Genomic DNA, 16,052 nt, shown 5'->3' with positions numbered 1-16,052 from the left:
CGTTTGGCGTGCTTTAGGCTATTGGCTAAAATAGCGCAGTTTCAGCTCGGCCAGGATGCCATCGTCAAGCAGCTGTTGCCAGGCAGCTCCCAACTGTGCCATTCGCCGCGCATCAAATTGGGCTTTACTGACCGCCAGATAGACAGGGCTTTACCGAACAATTGGGCATGTAAGTAATTGCGTGTTACAGGATGAGCCATAGCAAGTACCTCATCGGTTAACTTCATCGCACTAGCTTTTATGTCATGCCAGCAAGGTCGATAAAGTTGATCTGCTTTTCTCTGCAAAGCATGGCCGCGGGGAAATCCGCGATAATGCGATGAAAGCTTTAGTCACCAGCAAAGTATTTCAAACCAGGGTGGTGAAGGCGAAAAAGGGCAAAGGGTCCTACCAGCGAAAAGGGCGTAATTCAAAAGATTACGCCCTTGTTGTTTCTGGCCGCCAGCTTTGCATTTCAAATAGCCTGGAACTGCAGCGGGCAAACGCAAAAGCCAGCTGTTTCGCCTGATATAATTCTGTGGGCGGCACTTCAGCCGTCAGTAGCAACAGCTTACCACGATCGTAACACTCATCGACCAGCGCAATAAAACGGCGCGCTTCGTTGTCGAGCTTACTGACATAATAGTCTCTGTGTTCCCGTTGATAGCTGTCCTCCACACCATGAACTATGGGCTTATCTGCCAGATAACTAAACTGTGGTACCTGATGTACGGCAATGATGGGATACTGATCCAATAGTGCCATATAATCGAGTTGGCTACGTGGGCCAGCGCAGAGTGCATTAAAATCAAAGCCTATCACCTGCTCGTTGTGCCACAGCGCCGGAATGTCACGATTTAAGATGCGAATGGAAGGCAGCGGCAGCACAGGGCCGGTGAGTTGCTCGGCATGTTGCTTTAGCTGCTCGGCAGAAGCAGCCAATAAATAGTGTTGCCAGGCATTGCCGCTAAGCAGCCGATAATCCTGCGCACTGTTTACCCTGACAACTTCACAATAGCGTTGCAGAAGTGCGATCGTTGGTAAGAAGCGCTGCCGTTGCAAGCCGTTGGCATAGAGTTCTTCCGGTAAAGCATTGGAGGTGGTAACCAGCACGACACCAGCAGCAAACAAGTGCTGCCATAAAGTGCCAAGCAGCATGGCATCGGCAATATCGTTGACAAAAAACTCGTCAAAACATAATACCCGATACTGTCGGGCCCACTGCCGTGCGATGCGTTGCAGTGGATCGGTCTGGCCACTGAGCTGGTTTAACTCCGTATGCACCCGCGCCATAAAATGGTGGAAATGCAGGCGCGTCTTACTCGTGGTTTGCAGATGCTGATAAAACAGATCCATCAGCATGGTTTTACCGCGCCCGACAGGGCCTTGGATATAGAGGCCTCTGGGTGTTTGACCACTGGGGCTGTTTAGCTGGTTGGCCAATCGCTGCAAAAGCTTCAGCACTTGATACTGATGTTCGTCATAGTGCAATTGCTGTGCAGCGACTTGCTGCTGATAATGCTCTAGTAAATACTGCTGAAGTAAAATGGTGATTCGCTCCTTTTTTCCTGCTAACGAATTGGAGTGACAATTGCTCCGGGTTCGTTGCGAAAGGCCGCTTATACTGTTGCGCAGCAAAGCGGCTTTTGAGCGATTATAGCACTAGCTTGGGCGTTAAAAGCCACCATGAAAGCTTGGGTGCAGGTTGCTCTGGTTGTGGTTGCTACCACTTTCCCAGTTCTGACCACTGCCGCCGGTTGGGCCTTTACGGGTTTTCCATTCAAAGTTGCCCGGATCCGGGATGGTCACTTCCCAGACATGGCCACTGGTCCAGGTGCCTTCAATACCGCCGCCCCAATTGGTGAGCTCTGCACTGCTGCCAGTGAAGAACAGTGAAAAACCATAGCCAACATCCTTGGTCATCCGCAGGGTGATGGAGCCCGGCTGAGTGCCACCATTGGATTGTGGTACCCAGACTGACCAACCGGTACTTTCCGTCATAGTGACCGGGAAGCTGCCATAACCCTGCGCATTGGTGGTCACCGTGCCGCTGACATTGCCGGTATAATCGTAAAAGGTGGTATTCGGCTGATGGCTGTTGATGGTGAACGACTGCTGACCACCCCAGTTTCGACCCGATATCAGCATCACCAGACCGGTGCCCGGCACAGTGCTAAGCCCTTCGCGCACATAGGCGTAGACGGCCTCGGTATTGCCGGAGTACTCATGGCCAGGACCATAGGCAAAGTAGCGGCGCGCCTCAATCAATTTATCCAGCGTTGGCGCCATGCCAAATTCGTCGTAATCGCGGGCAAACACGGTCGGCACCCCATGCTCACGCAGCAGAATGTAAGCGTAGGCCTGGTTCTTGTAGTTGATCACCTGCGGCATGCCATAAGGGTTGCCGGCCCGGCTGGTATCGTGGTTATCGACAAAGGTGACCGCCCGATCACGGTGCTGGCTATTGACCAGACCACCCCACCAGCGCATGTCTTTGCTGCCACTGCTTAAAGCAACAAAGTCTTCGCGCAAATTGAAATCAAAAGCGCGCAAATGCGGCGTATTGACTGCATCCAGGTAACCGTTAATATCACTGACCCAGGCTTCGGCGACAAAGAACACATCCTCGCTGGTGGCCCACTGTACGTGATTGATCCAGTCACGGGTAAAATCGGTATCGACATGGGCAATGGCATCCATCCGAAAGCCGCTAAAGCCTACGCTGTTGATGATCCACTCGCCCCAGGCTTTCATTTCCTGCTGCACTTCAAAGCGGTTGTAATCGACATCCTCACCCATCAAATAAGGGAAGTGGAAGGTATTGCCCCACCATTTGCCGGGGTAGAGCTGATTGTCGGAGCCATTAAAGGCGGTCCAGTTCCAGTCAAAGTCGTGCCATAAGTAGCCCCAGTTTTGCTGGGTATAATGCGCCTGACGACCTTGCAGATGATACTCGGTCCAGGCCAGGCCAAAGCCAGGGATATGCTCCTGTGCATCGGCGCCCATGCGGTGGTTAAACACCACATCAAAATAGGCCTGAATACCCAGTTGGTCCAGAGCACTCAGTGCTTGTTGCAGCTGCTGACGGGTACCGTAACGGGTGGCGGTGGTGCCTTTTTGGTTAAACTCACCCAGATCCCATAAATCGTATACATCGTAACCGACACTGAAAGTACCATTCATGCCTTTGGCGGCGGGCGGCAACCACATAGAGGTAATGCCACGCTCGGCCAAAGGGGCCGCCATGGCCGGTAAATTGGCCCAAAGGCCAGGGTAGGCATCCCAATAAAATGCCTGGTACATGGTGTTGTTCACCTGCTGTGGTGGAATTTGTGGTAACTCGCTGGCCTGCAGGCCAAAGAATAAGCTGAGAGCGGATAAGGCAATGGCGCTGTGGCGCACCCTCTGCCAGATGGCGTTTTTCGCTGTGTTTTGCATGATTCTACCTGAAAATAAATGGTTTTATTTCCGGCCTGTAGTTGTACTACCCGGCTTCATGCCTTGCCGTCCTACGACTTTGTCCTTGTTGTTACCCCCTGCGTATCCGAACGCCACCAGCTGTACTAAACAGGCCTTGCGATCTCTGCGCTTAAAACTTGCACAAAGCCTTACTGTTATGGCCAAGCTGGTGCAGGTAAACAAGATGAATACGTATGCAGAGGTGAATTAACGAAATATTTGCACTGTTTTAGGGAAATTGTGAGTGAGCCGGTTTCGTCTAACCAGCTCTGTTGTGTCAGGTATGATCAGGCCCGGCAGCCTCATCCATCACAAACACCGGGCCTACTGTTCGTTTAGCGGGAAGGCAAGCGCACCTGACCGCGCACTTCCTGATGCCGTACCGAGCCACTGCCTTTGCGCTCCAGGCTCAAGTCCCCGCCAATGCGCTCGGCACGGATGCTGCCGGAGCCGATGGAGCCAAAGGCTGCATTGCCGGTCACATCACTGATCCGAGCTGAGCCGGAGCTAATGCGGTCTACGCTGACCGAGCCCTGCACATCACTGGCCCGGATCTGGCCTGAGCTTAGGCTGTTGAGCGTGACATCACCGGCTGCACTTTCAATACTAAGCTGTCCCGAGCTGACACTGCTGGCCTGCACGGCACCGACCTGACGCAACGTGACCTGGCCAGACGACAGCGCATTCAACTGCACCGGGCCAGCCTCAGTCAAAGTGAGTTGGCCACTGGACACCGTGCTGCTGACCGGGCCGGCTACCTTGCTGGCCTGCACCCGGCCAGAGCTTACTACCAAATCTAAACCGGCAATATTTTCAATACTGGCCGAACCAGAGCTGACCGTCAGATCCAGCAGCATGGACGCAGGCACCTGCAACGTTAAATCGAACCAGCCATAGTTGCCCCCCCGCCCAAAGAGCCCTGAGCCAAACTGATTGGAGCGCCGCTCAGGCAACAACTGCAATTGCGTAGACTGGCCCTGCTGCCGGCTTGCCAGCTGCAATTCATCCAGACGTTTTTGCGATGAAGCGCACAACCGGGCATGCACGGTCACTTCATGACTATTGCCACCTGTCAGCTTCAGCTGATCGGAGGCCATGGTCAGTTGCAAGCGCTGTACGTCCGACAAATTAAGTGTCCGCTCCACACTGTAGGCACAGCGTTCATTCGCCAGTGCCAAACCAGAGCTAAGTGCCAACACGGCGATTCCTGCTTTCCACATAATAAAATCCTCATGTTCGTTGCGTTGATCCCATCTTTTAATCAGCAAAGTTTGGGCCATAAATAAAGTTATTATTTATTAGTTGGTTACATTGGTGCTGGAGTTGGGCGATTTCATTAAATAAGCAAATTCACCAAAGATTGGCGAATTTGCTCATCATGATTAGGATTTATTTGTTTGCGAAAGTTACTCTAACCAGGGGGTATCAGGCAACATCGCCAGATGCTGGCAATAACGGGACAAATTAAAGGCTTCTTTGCGCTCTATCACCGCTTCCATTTCTGGTGCCAAGGCGCATGCCATCAGTTCAATCGCTTCTTCGCGGCTATGGCCGGTCAGTTGCAGTCGCATCAGGGCTTCGGTGGTTTCTTTTGGGTAACGGTCGGCCAATTGGTTTTCAATCACTTCAAACAACAGGCTTTGATCAAGCTGAGCATCGTCCATCGGGGGATCCTAGATTCGATTGAGTGACCTTAGTATGACGGATCCGACCGTCCTTGTCAGGCCAGAAAGATTGGAAAAGGCCACTGACGAAGAGCCCGGTTTACTGCTAAGATGTTTTCTTTAAAAAATCAGATAACTGCTGCGCTATGCTCTTGACACTCAAACACAAAATGTCCGCTCTCGGCCCCGGTTTGCTGATGGCCACCGCTGCCATTGGTGGCTCGCATCTGGTGGCTTCCACCCAGGCTGGCGCGCTCTTTGGTTGGCAGCTGTTGGGGCTGATTTTGCTGGTCAATGTGCTGAAATACCCATTCTTCCGTTTTGGGGTGCAGTACACTCTGGAGCAGGGTGAGAGTCTGTTGCAAGGTTATCAACGCAAAGGCCGCGGCTACTTTTACAGCTTTATCGTACTAAACCTGATAGCGGCTGTGGTCAATACCGCTGGTGTGCTGCTGCTCACCGCCAGCTTACTGCACTATGCGCTGCCCTGGCAGGTGTCGGTGACCCTGTTGTGCTGGCTGATTCTGGCCGTCTGTCTGCTGATTTTATTGCTTGGCCACTATCGGGCGCTGGATAAAGTCGCCAAGTTGATTATGGTGTTGCTGACGCTTGGTACCATCATCGCTGCTGTGATTGCGGCGCTGAATGGCGCCATGGCGCCAGCCGATTATCAGGGACCAAGCCCCTGGCAACTGGCGATGCTGGGTTTTCTGGTCGCTTTGATGGGCTGGATGCCGGCCCCGATAGAGATTTCTGCTATCAGCTCGCTCTGGCTAACCGCCAAGCAGCGCCAGCAGCCGATCAGCCGCCAGCAAGGTTTGTTTGACTTTAACCTGGGTTACTGGCTGACCGCAGGTCTGGCACTGGTGTTTGTCTCCTTGGGAGCTCTGGTGCAATACGGCAGTGATCAGCCGATAGCGCTGGCAGGTGCTGCGTTTGCTCAGCAACTCATTGGCATGTACGGCAGCACCATAGGGGACTGGTCGCGGCCGCTGGTCGCCGCCATCGCCTTTTTGTGCATGTTTGGCACTACCATCACGGTACTGGATGGCTACGCCAGAAGCTTGAATGAATCTTTTACCTTGCTGGGCTTACACCAGCGTGGCCAGCGCCGCAGTTACCAGGGCTGGCTGTTGGGCCAAGTCCTGGCTGGCATGGCGGTGATCCTGTTTTTCCGCTCAGCGCTTGGGCCTATGCTGACCTTTGCCATGACATTGGCCTTTTTAACCACGCCGGTCTTTGCCTGGCTGAATTACCGGTTGATGCGCCGCCACAGCAGCCAGCCCCTACCTGCATTGCTGGTGTGGTGGAGCCGGCTTGGCCTCTTGTACCTGCTCGGCTTTGCACTGCTGTTTTTGTTGTGGTATGGCAAGCTGTTGGACTAACCCCTGCTATTGAGCAGCTTGCTGCGGCAAGGTGAGCACCAGCTGCTTTACCTGATTGGCGGCAATATCCTCGGCTTTAAACAGCACCGGCCGCCATTGCAGTTGGCTAAAGTGCTGTGTTTGATCATCAAAATGCACCGATTCTGGATCGTGCGACTGGCTATAAGCCAGCAACATCGTAGCCTGAGGGCCTTGCTCGCTAAACTGCAACGCCAGCACATAACTGCTGCCATAATTGGTACGGTAACCGTATGTGTTGTCTTCCAATTGCATCAAAGGCGAGCGATCTGGCCGGGCTTGACCGGTAACAATGGTTGCCAGGCGCGAGGTGCTGCGTGATTGTGCTACCCCTTCCACCATATTAAAGACGCCTTCATACGAATAGCCGCCATGCATCGGAATGGGTTGCTGGCCGCTGGCCTTGACCAGGTGTTGTACGTCGGCAAGGGCAGCCTGAGGATTGATGCCCGCTTGTTGTAGGCGATGTAGTGCTGCGGCCAGTGCCAGTAAAATAGGATCCTGCTCTGCTGGCTCCACCGCCGGCGCCAGCCCTGTTGGTGTCTCTGCCGGCAGCGCTGGATCAAAAGGGATAGCAAACAAGGTATCGGATAAATCCCGATGACCAGGCACCCGGAACTCTGCCAAAAACTCCCGCATTAATAGCGCACCCTGGCTACTCAACTGATACTGCCCATCCCATTGCGCCAATGCCTGGCAGGCGGGTGTCAGGTCGACTGCTTCATCCAGTTGCAATAAAGGAGCATCCTGACAGCGCTGCAACAAAGACTGGTGCAATGTCTGGCCAAAGAGGGAGCCATTGTGATCCAGCACCTGCTGCAAGGCTGCTAAATCAAACTGGCCATCGCTGCCACTGACGATAGGGCTTGCCAGTAACATTGCATTGTAGCGGGTACGTGGGCTGCGAATACTTTGCTCGGGCCCGTACACCAGGCTGTAGCCTTCCAGCGGCTCTGTAAGATGGCTAAGCCAGTGGCTGCTATTGGCATTAAAGGCATAATCGTCACGTGTCAGCTTTGGCGCTTCTGACAGGGGCACCAGGCCTGGGGTATGTGTCTGGCCACTATCGTACCAGGCAAACAATGGGTTGTTGCCAGGCAGCAACAAGCTGCCAGCGCCATCCTGCCATAATACTGACAACGGCGGGGCGCCGATGGCCTGGCGCATGATCTGCTCGGCCTCAGGATGCAAGCGCGGTACCTGGGAAGCATCGACATAACTGGCGGTGCCTTCACTGCTGGCCAGTAAGGTATTGACCCAGGGGATCCCCTGGTGCTCGGCCAAAGCATCAAAGAACTCAGCGGTGGTGCTGGCTTTATTCAGCGCCAGCCACTGCTGCAGCATCCGGCTGTTGCCAAGGTTAGCATCTTTAATGGCCACCGCACTTTGGCTGGTCCAGCCCAGGCTGGGATCCAGGCTGGCTAAATTGACCAAAGGACCAAAGTGGCTGTGGTACAGGGTGTGCTCATGGCTGATCAAACTACCATCTGCTTGCCGAATTTCAACGGTGACCTGTTGCGGCGTGATGTCCCGATACTCGTCACCGTAACGATAACGCATGGGGTTGCCAGGCTCCAATTCCAGTTGATACAGGGTAAAACGCTTGCCCTGCGATACCGTATGGGTCCAGCCAAGCTGTTGGTTAAAACCAATCAACACTGCCGGCATGCCAATCATGCTGGCACCGGTCACATCCAGGGTGCCAGGAATGGTCAGGTGCTGCTCAAAAAAGCGCAGCTCCCCATCCCAGGGGAAATGGGGGTTGGCCAGTAAGCTGGCTTTGGCACCGGCACTGCGTTCTGCCCCCAATGCCCAGCCATTGCTGCCAAGGCCATTGGCACTAAATAACTGCGTCGGGTTCAGAGCCAGCTCAATCCCTGCTTCGCCGGATGGTGGCTGAGCGGCAGCCATAGCAGTTAAAAAGTTACGGCTGCTGGCGAGCAGAGCTAAATCCATATGGTAAGCCAGCAGGTCGATTTCGGAAATGGGCTGCACCCAGTCGGCATCACGGCAAGGGCTGGGGTAAGCCGCCGGACTATCAAACTCGCTTAAGCGTTGGTTAAAGCCGGCCACATAGCCATTGAGTGCAGCACGGGCATCTTCCGGTAAAGCCGCCAGCCGTTCTGCAGCCATTGCTGGCAAGTTCAGCCCGAGATAGCCAGCATCCATCAATACAAAATACTGATTGGGGCCGGGGCCGAAGGTGCGTGCCTGCTTGCCTTGCAATTTTAATATCTGCTCCGACAAGGTGCAGAGGTTCTCGCTGGCCTGACTGTAGCCAACACCATACCCCAAACCACGATAACTGCTGGCTTCGATATGCGGCACGCCATAGGCCGTGTAGGTAATCTGTACTTGCTCAGCGGGGTCTTTGCTGCTGTTGCAGGCGGTGAGTAGAAGAGCCGCTACGGGCAGAAGTTGACGCATCATAACTTTAAGCAACCTGAATGAAAATACTATGTAACCATCATAGACCATTGACATTGAAAGATCAGGCGGCAAAGTTCACACAGTATTCATTAAAACACTATGAAAGGCACACTTTGAACTGATAGGACTGGCTTCAAAGATGTGCCTTGACGGTCTCTCCGACGCAGACATAAAGAGTGCTGCAGTCGTAGCAAGTACTTTTAAAGCGCCAGAGTTTTCTCTCCGCGGGCAATGCCGGAAACACCGGAGCGCACCACTTCGATAATGGCTGAGCCTTTAAGCGCCTCGATAAAAGCATCCAGCTTGTCCGAAGTACCGACCACCTGAATGGTGAAGGTTTTAGCAGTGACATCGATGATTTGACCGCGAAAGATATCGGCACAGCGTTTAACTTCATCGCGCAGCTCATTGCTGGTGGCTTTGACCTTGATCAGCATCAGCTCGCGCTCGACATGGGCGCTTTCGCTTAAGTCCTGTAACTTCACCACCTCGATCAGCTTATGCAGCTGCTTGGTGATTTGCTCGATCACCTGATCGTTGCCATGGGTCACCAGCGTTAGCCGCGACATAGTAGCATCCTCAGTCGGTGCTACCGTCAGCGAGTCGATGTTGTAACCACGTTGCGCAAACAGGCCTACCACACGCGCCAATGAGCCCGGCTCGTTTTCCAGCAAAACAGAAATAATATGACGCATAATTAAGTCCTCTTTGTTTTGCTTAAGAACATCTCATTGATGGCACCACCGGGAACCTGCATTGGATACACATGTTCCTTTGGATCGACATGAATGTCTAAAAACACCAGTTGATCCTTAGTGGCAAAGGCGCGCTCCAGCGCCGGTTGCAGCTCTTCCGGTTTGGTGACCCGAATGCCGACATGACCGTAAGCTTCAGCCAGTTTGACAAAGTCCGGCAACGAGTCCATGTAAGAGCTGGCATAGCGCGACTCGTAGTTCATGTCCTGCCACTGCTTGACCATGCCAAGGTAACCATTGTTCAGGTTGATGATTTTCACACCCAGGCCGTACTGCTTGCAGGTGGACAATTCCTGAATATTCATCTGAATCGAGCCTTCACCGGTGACACAGATCACATCGGCATCGGGGTAATTCAGCTTCACGCCCATGGCGGCTGGCAAGCCAAAGCCCATGGTGCCAAGGCCGCCGGAGTTAATCCAGCGGTTTGGTTTGTTGAACTGATAATACTGAGCGGCAAACATTTGGTGCTGACCGACGTCGCTGGTGACGTAAGCCTCCCCTTGGGTGATGCGGCTGACCGCTTCAATCACCGCCTGAGGCTTTAACACTGGCGTATCGCTGTTGTAACGACCGCCATGCACAGCGCGCCACTGGTCAATCTGCTGCCACCAAGTCGCCAGTGCGGGCGCGTCCGGCTGAGCTTTCTTTTGCTCCAGTTGCGCCAGCATGGCTGACAGCACCGGCTTCACCAGGCCAACAATCGGAATATGGGCATTGATGGTTTTGGAAATGCTGGCCGGATCGATATCAATATGGATGATGGTGGCATCCGGGCAGAATTTTTTGGTGTTGTTGGTGACCCTGTCATCAAAGCGGGCGCCGACCGCCAAAATCACATCGGCATGGTGCATGGTCATATTGGCTTCGTAACTACCGTGCATACCCAGCATGCCAACAAACTGCCGATCGGCCGCAGGGTAAGCACCAAGGCCCATCAGGGTATTGGTCACCGGGTAGTTCAACTTGCGCGCCAGCGCAGTCAGCTCGTCGGACGCCTGGCCCATAATGACGCCGCCACCGGCATAAATCACCGGTCGCTTGGCTTTTAATAAAGCAGTGACCGCTTTTTTAATTTGCCCCGGGTGGCCAGCTGCGGTCGGGTTGTAGGAGCGCAGCTTGATCGACTCTGGGTATTGGTACGGATAGCGCTCATTGGGCATGGTCATATCTTTCGGAATATCCAGCACCACAGGTCCCGGCCGGCCGCTTTGCGCAATATAAAAGGCTTTTTTGATCAGGTAGGGGATATCTTCTGGCCGGCGTACCGACATGTTGTGTTTCACAATGGGACGGGAAATGCCGAGCATATCGGTTTCCTGAAAAGCATCTTCACCAATCAGGTGGCTCATCACCTGACCGGTCAGCACCACCATTGGGATCGAGTCCATGTAGGCGGTAGCAATGCCAGTCACCGCATTGGTCGCACCGGGGCCAGAGGTAACCAGCACCACACCGGCCTTGCCACTGGCTCGGGCATAGGCATCGGCCATATGGGTGGCGGCCTGTTCGTGGCGCACCAGCACATGCTTGACTTTGCTTTGCTGAAACAGCGCATCGTATATATGCAGCACAGCGCCACCCGGGTAGCCATACAGGTATTCCACGCCCTCGTCGGCCAGTGCACGGATCACCATGGCGGCGCCAGACAGCATCTCAGTTTTGGTATTCTGGCTTGTCATTGGTTCATTCTCTTTTGGTTCTAACATGCAAAGCAAAACAGCCTGCATGTCGCAGGCGTTGGAAACAAACTTCGACTGCTTACAGGCAAAGTTGTGGTTGTACGTGGCTGGTTGGAGGTGCCGCTTCGTTGGCGGCTGCGGCTGTTGGAATTATTTTAAGCCGTCTGTATGGCTTTAATGTACGTGATCGTTGGCACGATGTCGATGCCTTTTGCTGGTTTTTTCATGGCCTCGGTGCCTTGCCATGCCTTGCAAAACAAGGGTGCTGTCCTCATAGTATAACCATTGCCCGCAAACAAGGAACAACCGTGTCTTCCAGCCCGATTTTTGATGTCAGTATGGACAATGTGCGTGAACTGCTGGCCGCCTCTCAGCAACAACCGGTGGTATTTTTATTCTGGTCGGCGCAAAGCCAGGAATCACTGCAACTGGATCAGCAATTAAGTCAGCGCATGGCTAAAGCCCAGGGACAGCTGTTACTGGCCCGGGTCAATTGCGATGAACAGCAGCAAATGGCGATGCAATTTGGCATTCAGGCCCTGCCCACCACATTAATTATCAAAGATGGTCAGCCGGTCGATGGTTTTGCCGGCCCGTTGGACGACAAGGCTCTGGATGACAAGCTGGCCGCTTACCTGCCAAAAGCGGAAGACGAACTGGTGCAGCAAGCCTTGGTTTTGTTGGATGAGGCCAAGCATCAAGACGCCTTTCCACTGCTCAGTGAGGCCCTGCAACTGGCCCCTGAACGGGTGGATATCAAGCTGTTACTGGCCGACTGCGCGGTAGAGTTGGGCCAGTTGGAGCAAGCAGAAGCCCTGCTGGCAACCGTGCTGCTGCAGGATCAGAATGCCGATTATAAGGCCGTCCAGTCCAAGCTGGCCCTGGCCAAAGAAGCAGCCGATACTCCGGAAATTCAGGCATTGGAAGCAGCTCTGGCAAGCTCCCCGGATGACATGCAGTTACAAGAACAGCTGGCAGTGCAGTATCAGCAGGTGAAGCGCTCGGCTGAAGCGCTCGAGCTGCTGCACGGCATTTTACGGCAGGATCTGAATTTTTCCGAAAGTAAAAAGCTCTATCTGGATATTCTGGCGGCCTTGCCCAAAGGCGATCCCATTGCCAGTCAGTACCGTCGGAAGTTGTACAGTTTGTTGTATTAAATAAGTTTGCTCAGGCCAGCCTAATGGCTGGCTTGCCAGATTTGGCGGATGCGATCCGACAGAGTCATAGGATCAAAAGGTTTCACTACCACGTCGATAGCACCTAAGTCTTTGTACGATTGGACTTCATGGCTTTGTACCTTGGCAGTCATGAATACCACGGGTATGGTGCTAAGATCAAAACGTTGTTGCAGTTGTCGCAGGGTCTCAGGCCCATCCATGCCAGGCATCATCACATCCAGTAATACCAACTGAGGATTAAAGTCGGCAAACTGTTCCAGCGCCTGCTGACCGCCATGGCAGCTGCATACTTCAAAACCACCTACGGCCTCCAGGGCGATTTTGGCGATTTGCTGAATGGAGGGGTCATCTTCTACATGAAGAATTCGAACCAGTTCGGTCATCTCAGGCAATTCCTGTTGAGCTGTCGCATAACCTCACTATAATGCAGTTCTTTCATCCAGGCAAAAGCCTTCAGACGTTTCAAGGAGCAGCAATGTCGCATCAGGCCAGCTTTCTGCAATTGCAGCGGTTGCTGAGCAGCTACCAGCCTTACTGGCAGCTGATGCCTTTTGCCTGCCGCGAACTGCCCTGGCAAAACAGTTCCCTGTTGGCTCAACTGAATTTGCTTTCTGATGACGCTATCCGCCAGCTCGACAGCAACCCAACCAAACGGCAAGCCTGGTTTATCGATTGTTTTCCGGAGTTGGCACAGTTACCGGAGGTGCCCGCTTTTGACCGACTGCGGCCAATGCCCGAGCTGCCTTTTTGGCTCAGCAACGGGATTCCGGGGCGCAAAGTGGAGCAAATCCAGCAGTTTTGTACCCTGGTACCTGACAGTGTAGCCCCGGTGCTGGAGTGGTGTGCCGGCAAAGGGCATTTAGGCCGGATGCTGGCTTTCAGCCAACAACGTCGGGTACTCAGCCTGGAATGGCAGGATGCTTTGTGCCAGCAAGGTGCAGCACTGGCAGAAAAACACCAGTTGCCCCAGCGCTTTGTAAAGGCTGATGCGCTTTCAGCTGAAGGCCTGGCGGTACTGAAGCCGGAGCAACAGGTACTGGCGCTGCATGCTTGTGGCGAACTGCATCTGCAGCTGCTTCGCTCTGCCAGTCAGCAGGGCTGTCAGCAACTGCAACTGGTGCCCTGTTGTTACCATCTGATCCCAGAGCCACAGTATCAACCACTCAGCCAATTAGCGCAGCAGCACGATTTAGCGCTAAGCCAGCACGATTTAAAGCTGGCGGTGCAAAGCCAGGTCACAGCTGGAGCCCGTATCGCCAGGCTCAGAGAAACCGAAGTAGAATGGCGGCTGGCCTGGCAGGCATTGCGGGCAGAACTAAGTGGGGACAGCCACTATCAGCCGCTGGCGTCGGTCAGCAAACAAATATTCAGCACCGATTTTCGCCAGTTTGCTGAGTGGGCTGCCGAGCAGCAGCAAGTGACTTTGCCTGCCGGGCTAAACCTGGATGGCTATCTGGTGCAAGGGCGGTCACATGCTCGCTTAGTGCGACGCATTGAGTTGGTAAGGCACTTGTTTCAGCGTCCATTAGAGCTTTGGCTGCTGTTTGACCGAGCCTTGTTCCTCGAGCAACAAGGCTATCAGGTCGAAGTGGGTACTTTTTGTGCAAGAGAGCTGACACCACGCAACCTGATGCTGCGGGCTGAGCGCATCCAGCGCTAAGCGGAGCTGGCGCGTGACTCAGCCAGAGAAGTTAAGCGCTGACCAGAGCGGTGAAAGTCGGTGATCAGTTGGTCTTTACGCTGCCAGCGCTCATTGAGCCACTGCTGGAACTGCTGGCGAAAACTGTCATCACCAAAGTAATCCCCGATCATTGCCTCGGTGACTGGCAAGCGCTCTACCTGCAGCACCACCCGTTTCAGTTTGCCGGATAGCATTGCCAGCACGATATGCTTCGGATTGTCCGGATAAATCAGGGTGACATCCAGGATGGCATCGAACTGCTCGCCCATGCTGGCCAGGGTAAAGGCAATGCCACCGGCTTTCGGTGGCAGCAGATGTTCAAAGGGGCTCTTTTTCAGGCGTTGTTTGGTTTTGCTGCAGCGAGTGCCTTCGACAAAGTTGATGATGGTGGTCGGCTGATGACGGAATTTCTCACAGCTGCGCTTGGTGCTTTCGATATCCTGACCTTTAAGCTCCGGATGTTTGGCTAAGTAGGCCTGGCTGTAACGCTTCATAAAAGGCATATCCAGTGCCCAGGCACCCATGCCGATAAAAGGCACCCAACGCAGCTCTTCTTTTAAGAAAAACTTCGGCAGCGGCATCCGGCCATGGGTAAATTGCATCAGTAAGACCACATCCAGCCAGCTTTGGTGATTAGCAATCATCAGGTACCATTGCTCACGGCTAAGGCCTTCGGCTGGCAGTTGCTCCTGCCAATCCAGGTTATTTACCAGCTTAATGAAAAAGGCATTGATGCCAATCCATTGGTGGTAACAACCATGCACCGCCCTGCTGCAAAAGCGCTGCCAGCCGGTTATCGGCAACAAACGCAGCAGACTAAACACCAGCACAATGCTCCCCCAGAACGCCAGATTTAAAGCGAACAAAGCAAAACTAATGGGGGCCAATACCCAGGCTGGTAAGGTCGACATGGCTCAGGACTCCTGCTCTGCAGCCATTTGCTGCAACTGCTGATCTTTGTATTGCCAGAGTTCATTCACCCACTGTTGGAAGGAAGCGCGAAAAGCCGGATCCTGATAATCTCCCAGCAGTTGGTCGGTGATTGGCAATACTCGTACTTTGACGTTTATAGCATGAACAGCGCCGGAAATGTAATCCCAGAAAGTTGGGATCCGCTCCGGGTAGTGAATGGTAACATCCAGTATCTTATGCAACTGATGGCCCATAGCACCCAGCACAAAAGCGACTCCGCCAGCTTTGGGTTTGAGCAAATGCTGGTAGGGCGATTGTTGCTTATCGTGTTTCATTTGGGTAAAGCGGGTGCCTTCGACAAAATTCATCACCGTTACTGGCTTAAAACGGAATTTGGCACAGGCTTTACGGGTGGTTTCGATGTCTTTACCTTGCAGCTCTGGTTTTTTTGCCAGTTCAGCTTTGCTGTAGCGCTTCATAAAGGGGAAATCCAGCGCCCACCAGGCCAGCCCCATAAAAGGAACATACAGCAGCTCTTTTTTCAGGAAAAACTTGAGAAAAGGAATTCGGCGGTTAAACAGATTCTGCAGTACCAGAATATCGGCCCAGGATTGGTGGTTGGCTAGCAGCAAATACCAGTCTTTGCGCGATAATGCATCCATTCCTTCCACTTGCCAGTGAATGCGGGTAAATAGACGCGTAGTGACATTGTTCATGCTGATCCAGGCCACCGCAATGGCATCCAGCAGGTAAGTTAGCCAGGCCTGCCAGCGTTTCACCGGCAGCAGCTTTAACACGGCCAGCAACATCAGTGGCAAAAACCAGAACAGAGTATTAAGAGCGTAAAGCAACAAAGCCAGCGCGCCTCGCACCGGCTTTGGTAAAAAGTACAGCATGATTCACCTTAAA

Annotated in this window: 14 protein-coding genes; 4 read left to right on the top strand and 10 right to left on the bottom strand. The window is 53.5% G+C overall.

Annotated features, from left to right (window positions below):
- Positions 1–271: 271 nt before the first annotated feature.
- Positions 272–508: a ribosome alternative rescue factor ArfA gene (locus ABC502_RS13660; RefSeq protein ID WP_345916353.1), complete on the top strand. Its 237-nt coding sequence runs from the start codon at positions 272–274 to the stop codon at positions 506–508.
- Here ABC502_RS13660 and zapE read toward each other — a convergent pair.
- The 4 genes from zapE to ABC502_RS13640 all read right to left on the bottom strand — a co-directional run bounded on the left by zapE (position 418) and on the right by ABC502_RS13640 (position 5,102).
- Entirely contained in the window at positions 418–1,617 is a 1,200-nt protein-coding gene (gene zapE / locus ABC502_RS13655; protein ID WP_345916234.1) for a cell division protein ZapE, read from the bottom strand. The two genes, ABC502_RS13660 and zapE, sit on opposite strands and share 91 nt — an antisense overlap.
- Positions 1,618–1,653: 36 nt before the next feature.
- Positions 1,654–3,417 (bottom strand): alpha-amylase domain-containing protein, encoded by a 1,764-nt coding sequence (locus tag ABC502_RS13650; RefSeq protein ID WP_345916233.1) that lies wholly within the window; start codon positions 3,415–3,417, stop codon positions 1,654–1,656.
- Positions 3,418–3,773: 356 nt separating this feature from the next.
- Entirely contained in the window at positions 3,774–4,658 is an 885-nt protein-coding gene (locus ABC502_RS13645; protein WP_345916232.1) for a DUF4097 family beta strand repeat-containing protein, read from the bottom strand.
- Positions 4,659–4,844: 186 nt separating this feature from the next.
- The gene (locus ABC502_RS13640) at positions 4,845–5,102 is read right to left on the bottom strand and encodes a hypothetical protein (protein ID WP_345916231.1); all 258 of its coding nucleotides are present in this window, start codon (positions 5,100–5,102) and stop codon (positions 4,845–4,847) included.
- A 146-nt stretch (positions 5,103–5,248) separates the two neighbouring features.
- On the opposite strand from ABC502_RS13640, the gene ABC502_RS13635 reads away from it, so the two are divergent.
- On the top strand, positions 5,249–6,487 hold the full coding sequence (locus ABC502_RS13635) for a divalent metal cation transporter (protein WP_345916230.1): 1,239 nt from the start codon (positions 5,249–5,251) through the stop codon (positions 6,485–6,487).
- Positions 6,488–6,493: 6 nt separating this feature from the next.
- Here ABC502_RS13635 and ABC502_RS13630 read toward each other — a convergent pair whose 3' ends face one another.
- The 3 genes from ABC502_RS13630 to ABC502_RS13620 form a co-directional block, all read right to left on the bottom strand.
- Complete coding sequence (locus ABC502_RS13630; RefSeq protein WP_345916229.1) at positions 6,494–8,935, bottom strand: penicillin acylase family protein; 2,442 nt, start codon at positions 8,933–8,935, stop codon at positions 6,494–6,496.
- A 200-nt stretch (positions 8,936–9,135) separates the two neighbouring features.
- On the bottom strand, positions 9,136–9,630 hold the full coding sequence (ilvN, locus tag ABC502_RS13625) for an acetolactate synthase small subunit (protein ID WP_345916228.1): 495 nt from the start codon (positions 9,628–9,630) through the stop codon (positions 9,136–9,138).
- 2 nt (positions 9,631–9,632) lie between these two features.
- Positions 9,633–11,372, bottom strand: a complete 1,740-nt coding sequence (locus ABC502_RS13620; protein WP_345916227.1) for an acetolactate synthase 3 large subunit — start codon at positions 11,370–11,372, stop codon at positions 9,633–9,635.
- 308 nt (positions 11,373–11,680) lie between these two features.
- On the opposite strand from ABC502_RS13620, the gene ABC502_RS13615 reads away from it, so the two are divergent.
- On the top strand, positions 11,681–12,529 hold the full coding sequence (locus ABC502_RS13615; RefSeq protein WP_345916226.1) for a tetratricopeptide repeat protein: 849 nt from the start codon (positions 11,681–11,683) through the stop codon (positions 12,527–12,529).
- 20 nt (positions 12,530–12,549) lie between these two features.
- On the opposite strand, the gene ABC502_RS13610 is transcribed toward ABC502_RS13615, so the two are convergent.
- Positions 12,550–12,933, bottom strand: coding sequence for a response regulator (locus tag ABC502_RS13610; RefSeq protein ID WP_345916225.1), 384 nt, complete (start codon positions 12,931–12,933; stop codon positions 12,550–12,552).
- A gap of 92 nt (positions 12,934–13,025) precedes the next feature.
- On the opposite strand from ABC502_RS13610, the gene ABC502_RS13605 reads away from it, so the two are divergent.
- Entirely contained in the window at positions 13,026–14,210 is a 1,185-nt protein-coding gene (locus ABC502_RS13605; RefSeq protein ID WP_345916224.1) for a methyltransferase, read from the top strand.
- Here the strand turns inward: ABC502_RS13605 and ABC502_RS13600 are convergent.
- A complete protein-coding gene (locus ABC502_RS13600; protein WP_330087688.1) occupies positions 14,207–15,142 on the bottom strand; it encodes an acyltransferase in 936 nt (311 codons plus the stop codon). The genes ABC502_RS13605 and ABC502_RS13600 overlap by 4 nt on opposite strands.
- A 3-nt stretch (positions 15,143–15,145) precedes the next feature.
- Positions 15,146–16,039, bottom strand: coding sequence for an acyltransferase (locus ABC502_RS13595; protein WP_345916223.1), 894 nt, complete (start codon positions 16,037–16,039; stop codon positions 15,146–15,148).
- Positions 16,040–16,052: the final 13 nt, after the last annotated feature.

It is taken from the genome of Alkalimonas sp. NCh-2 (assembly GCF_039631345.1).
Lineage (GTDB): Bacteria > Pseudomonadota > Gammaproteobacteria > Enterobacterales > Alteromonadaceae > Alkalimonas > Alkalimonas mucilaginosa.
Note: the sequence above shows the minus strand (reverse complement) of the source record. Positions and strands in the feature narration are given on the sequence as shown.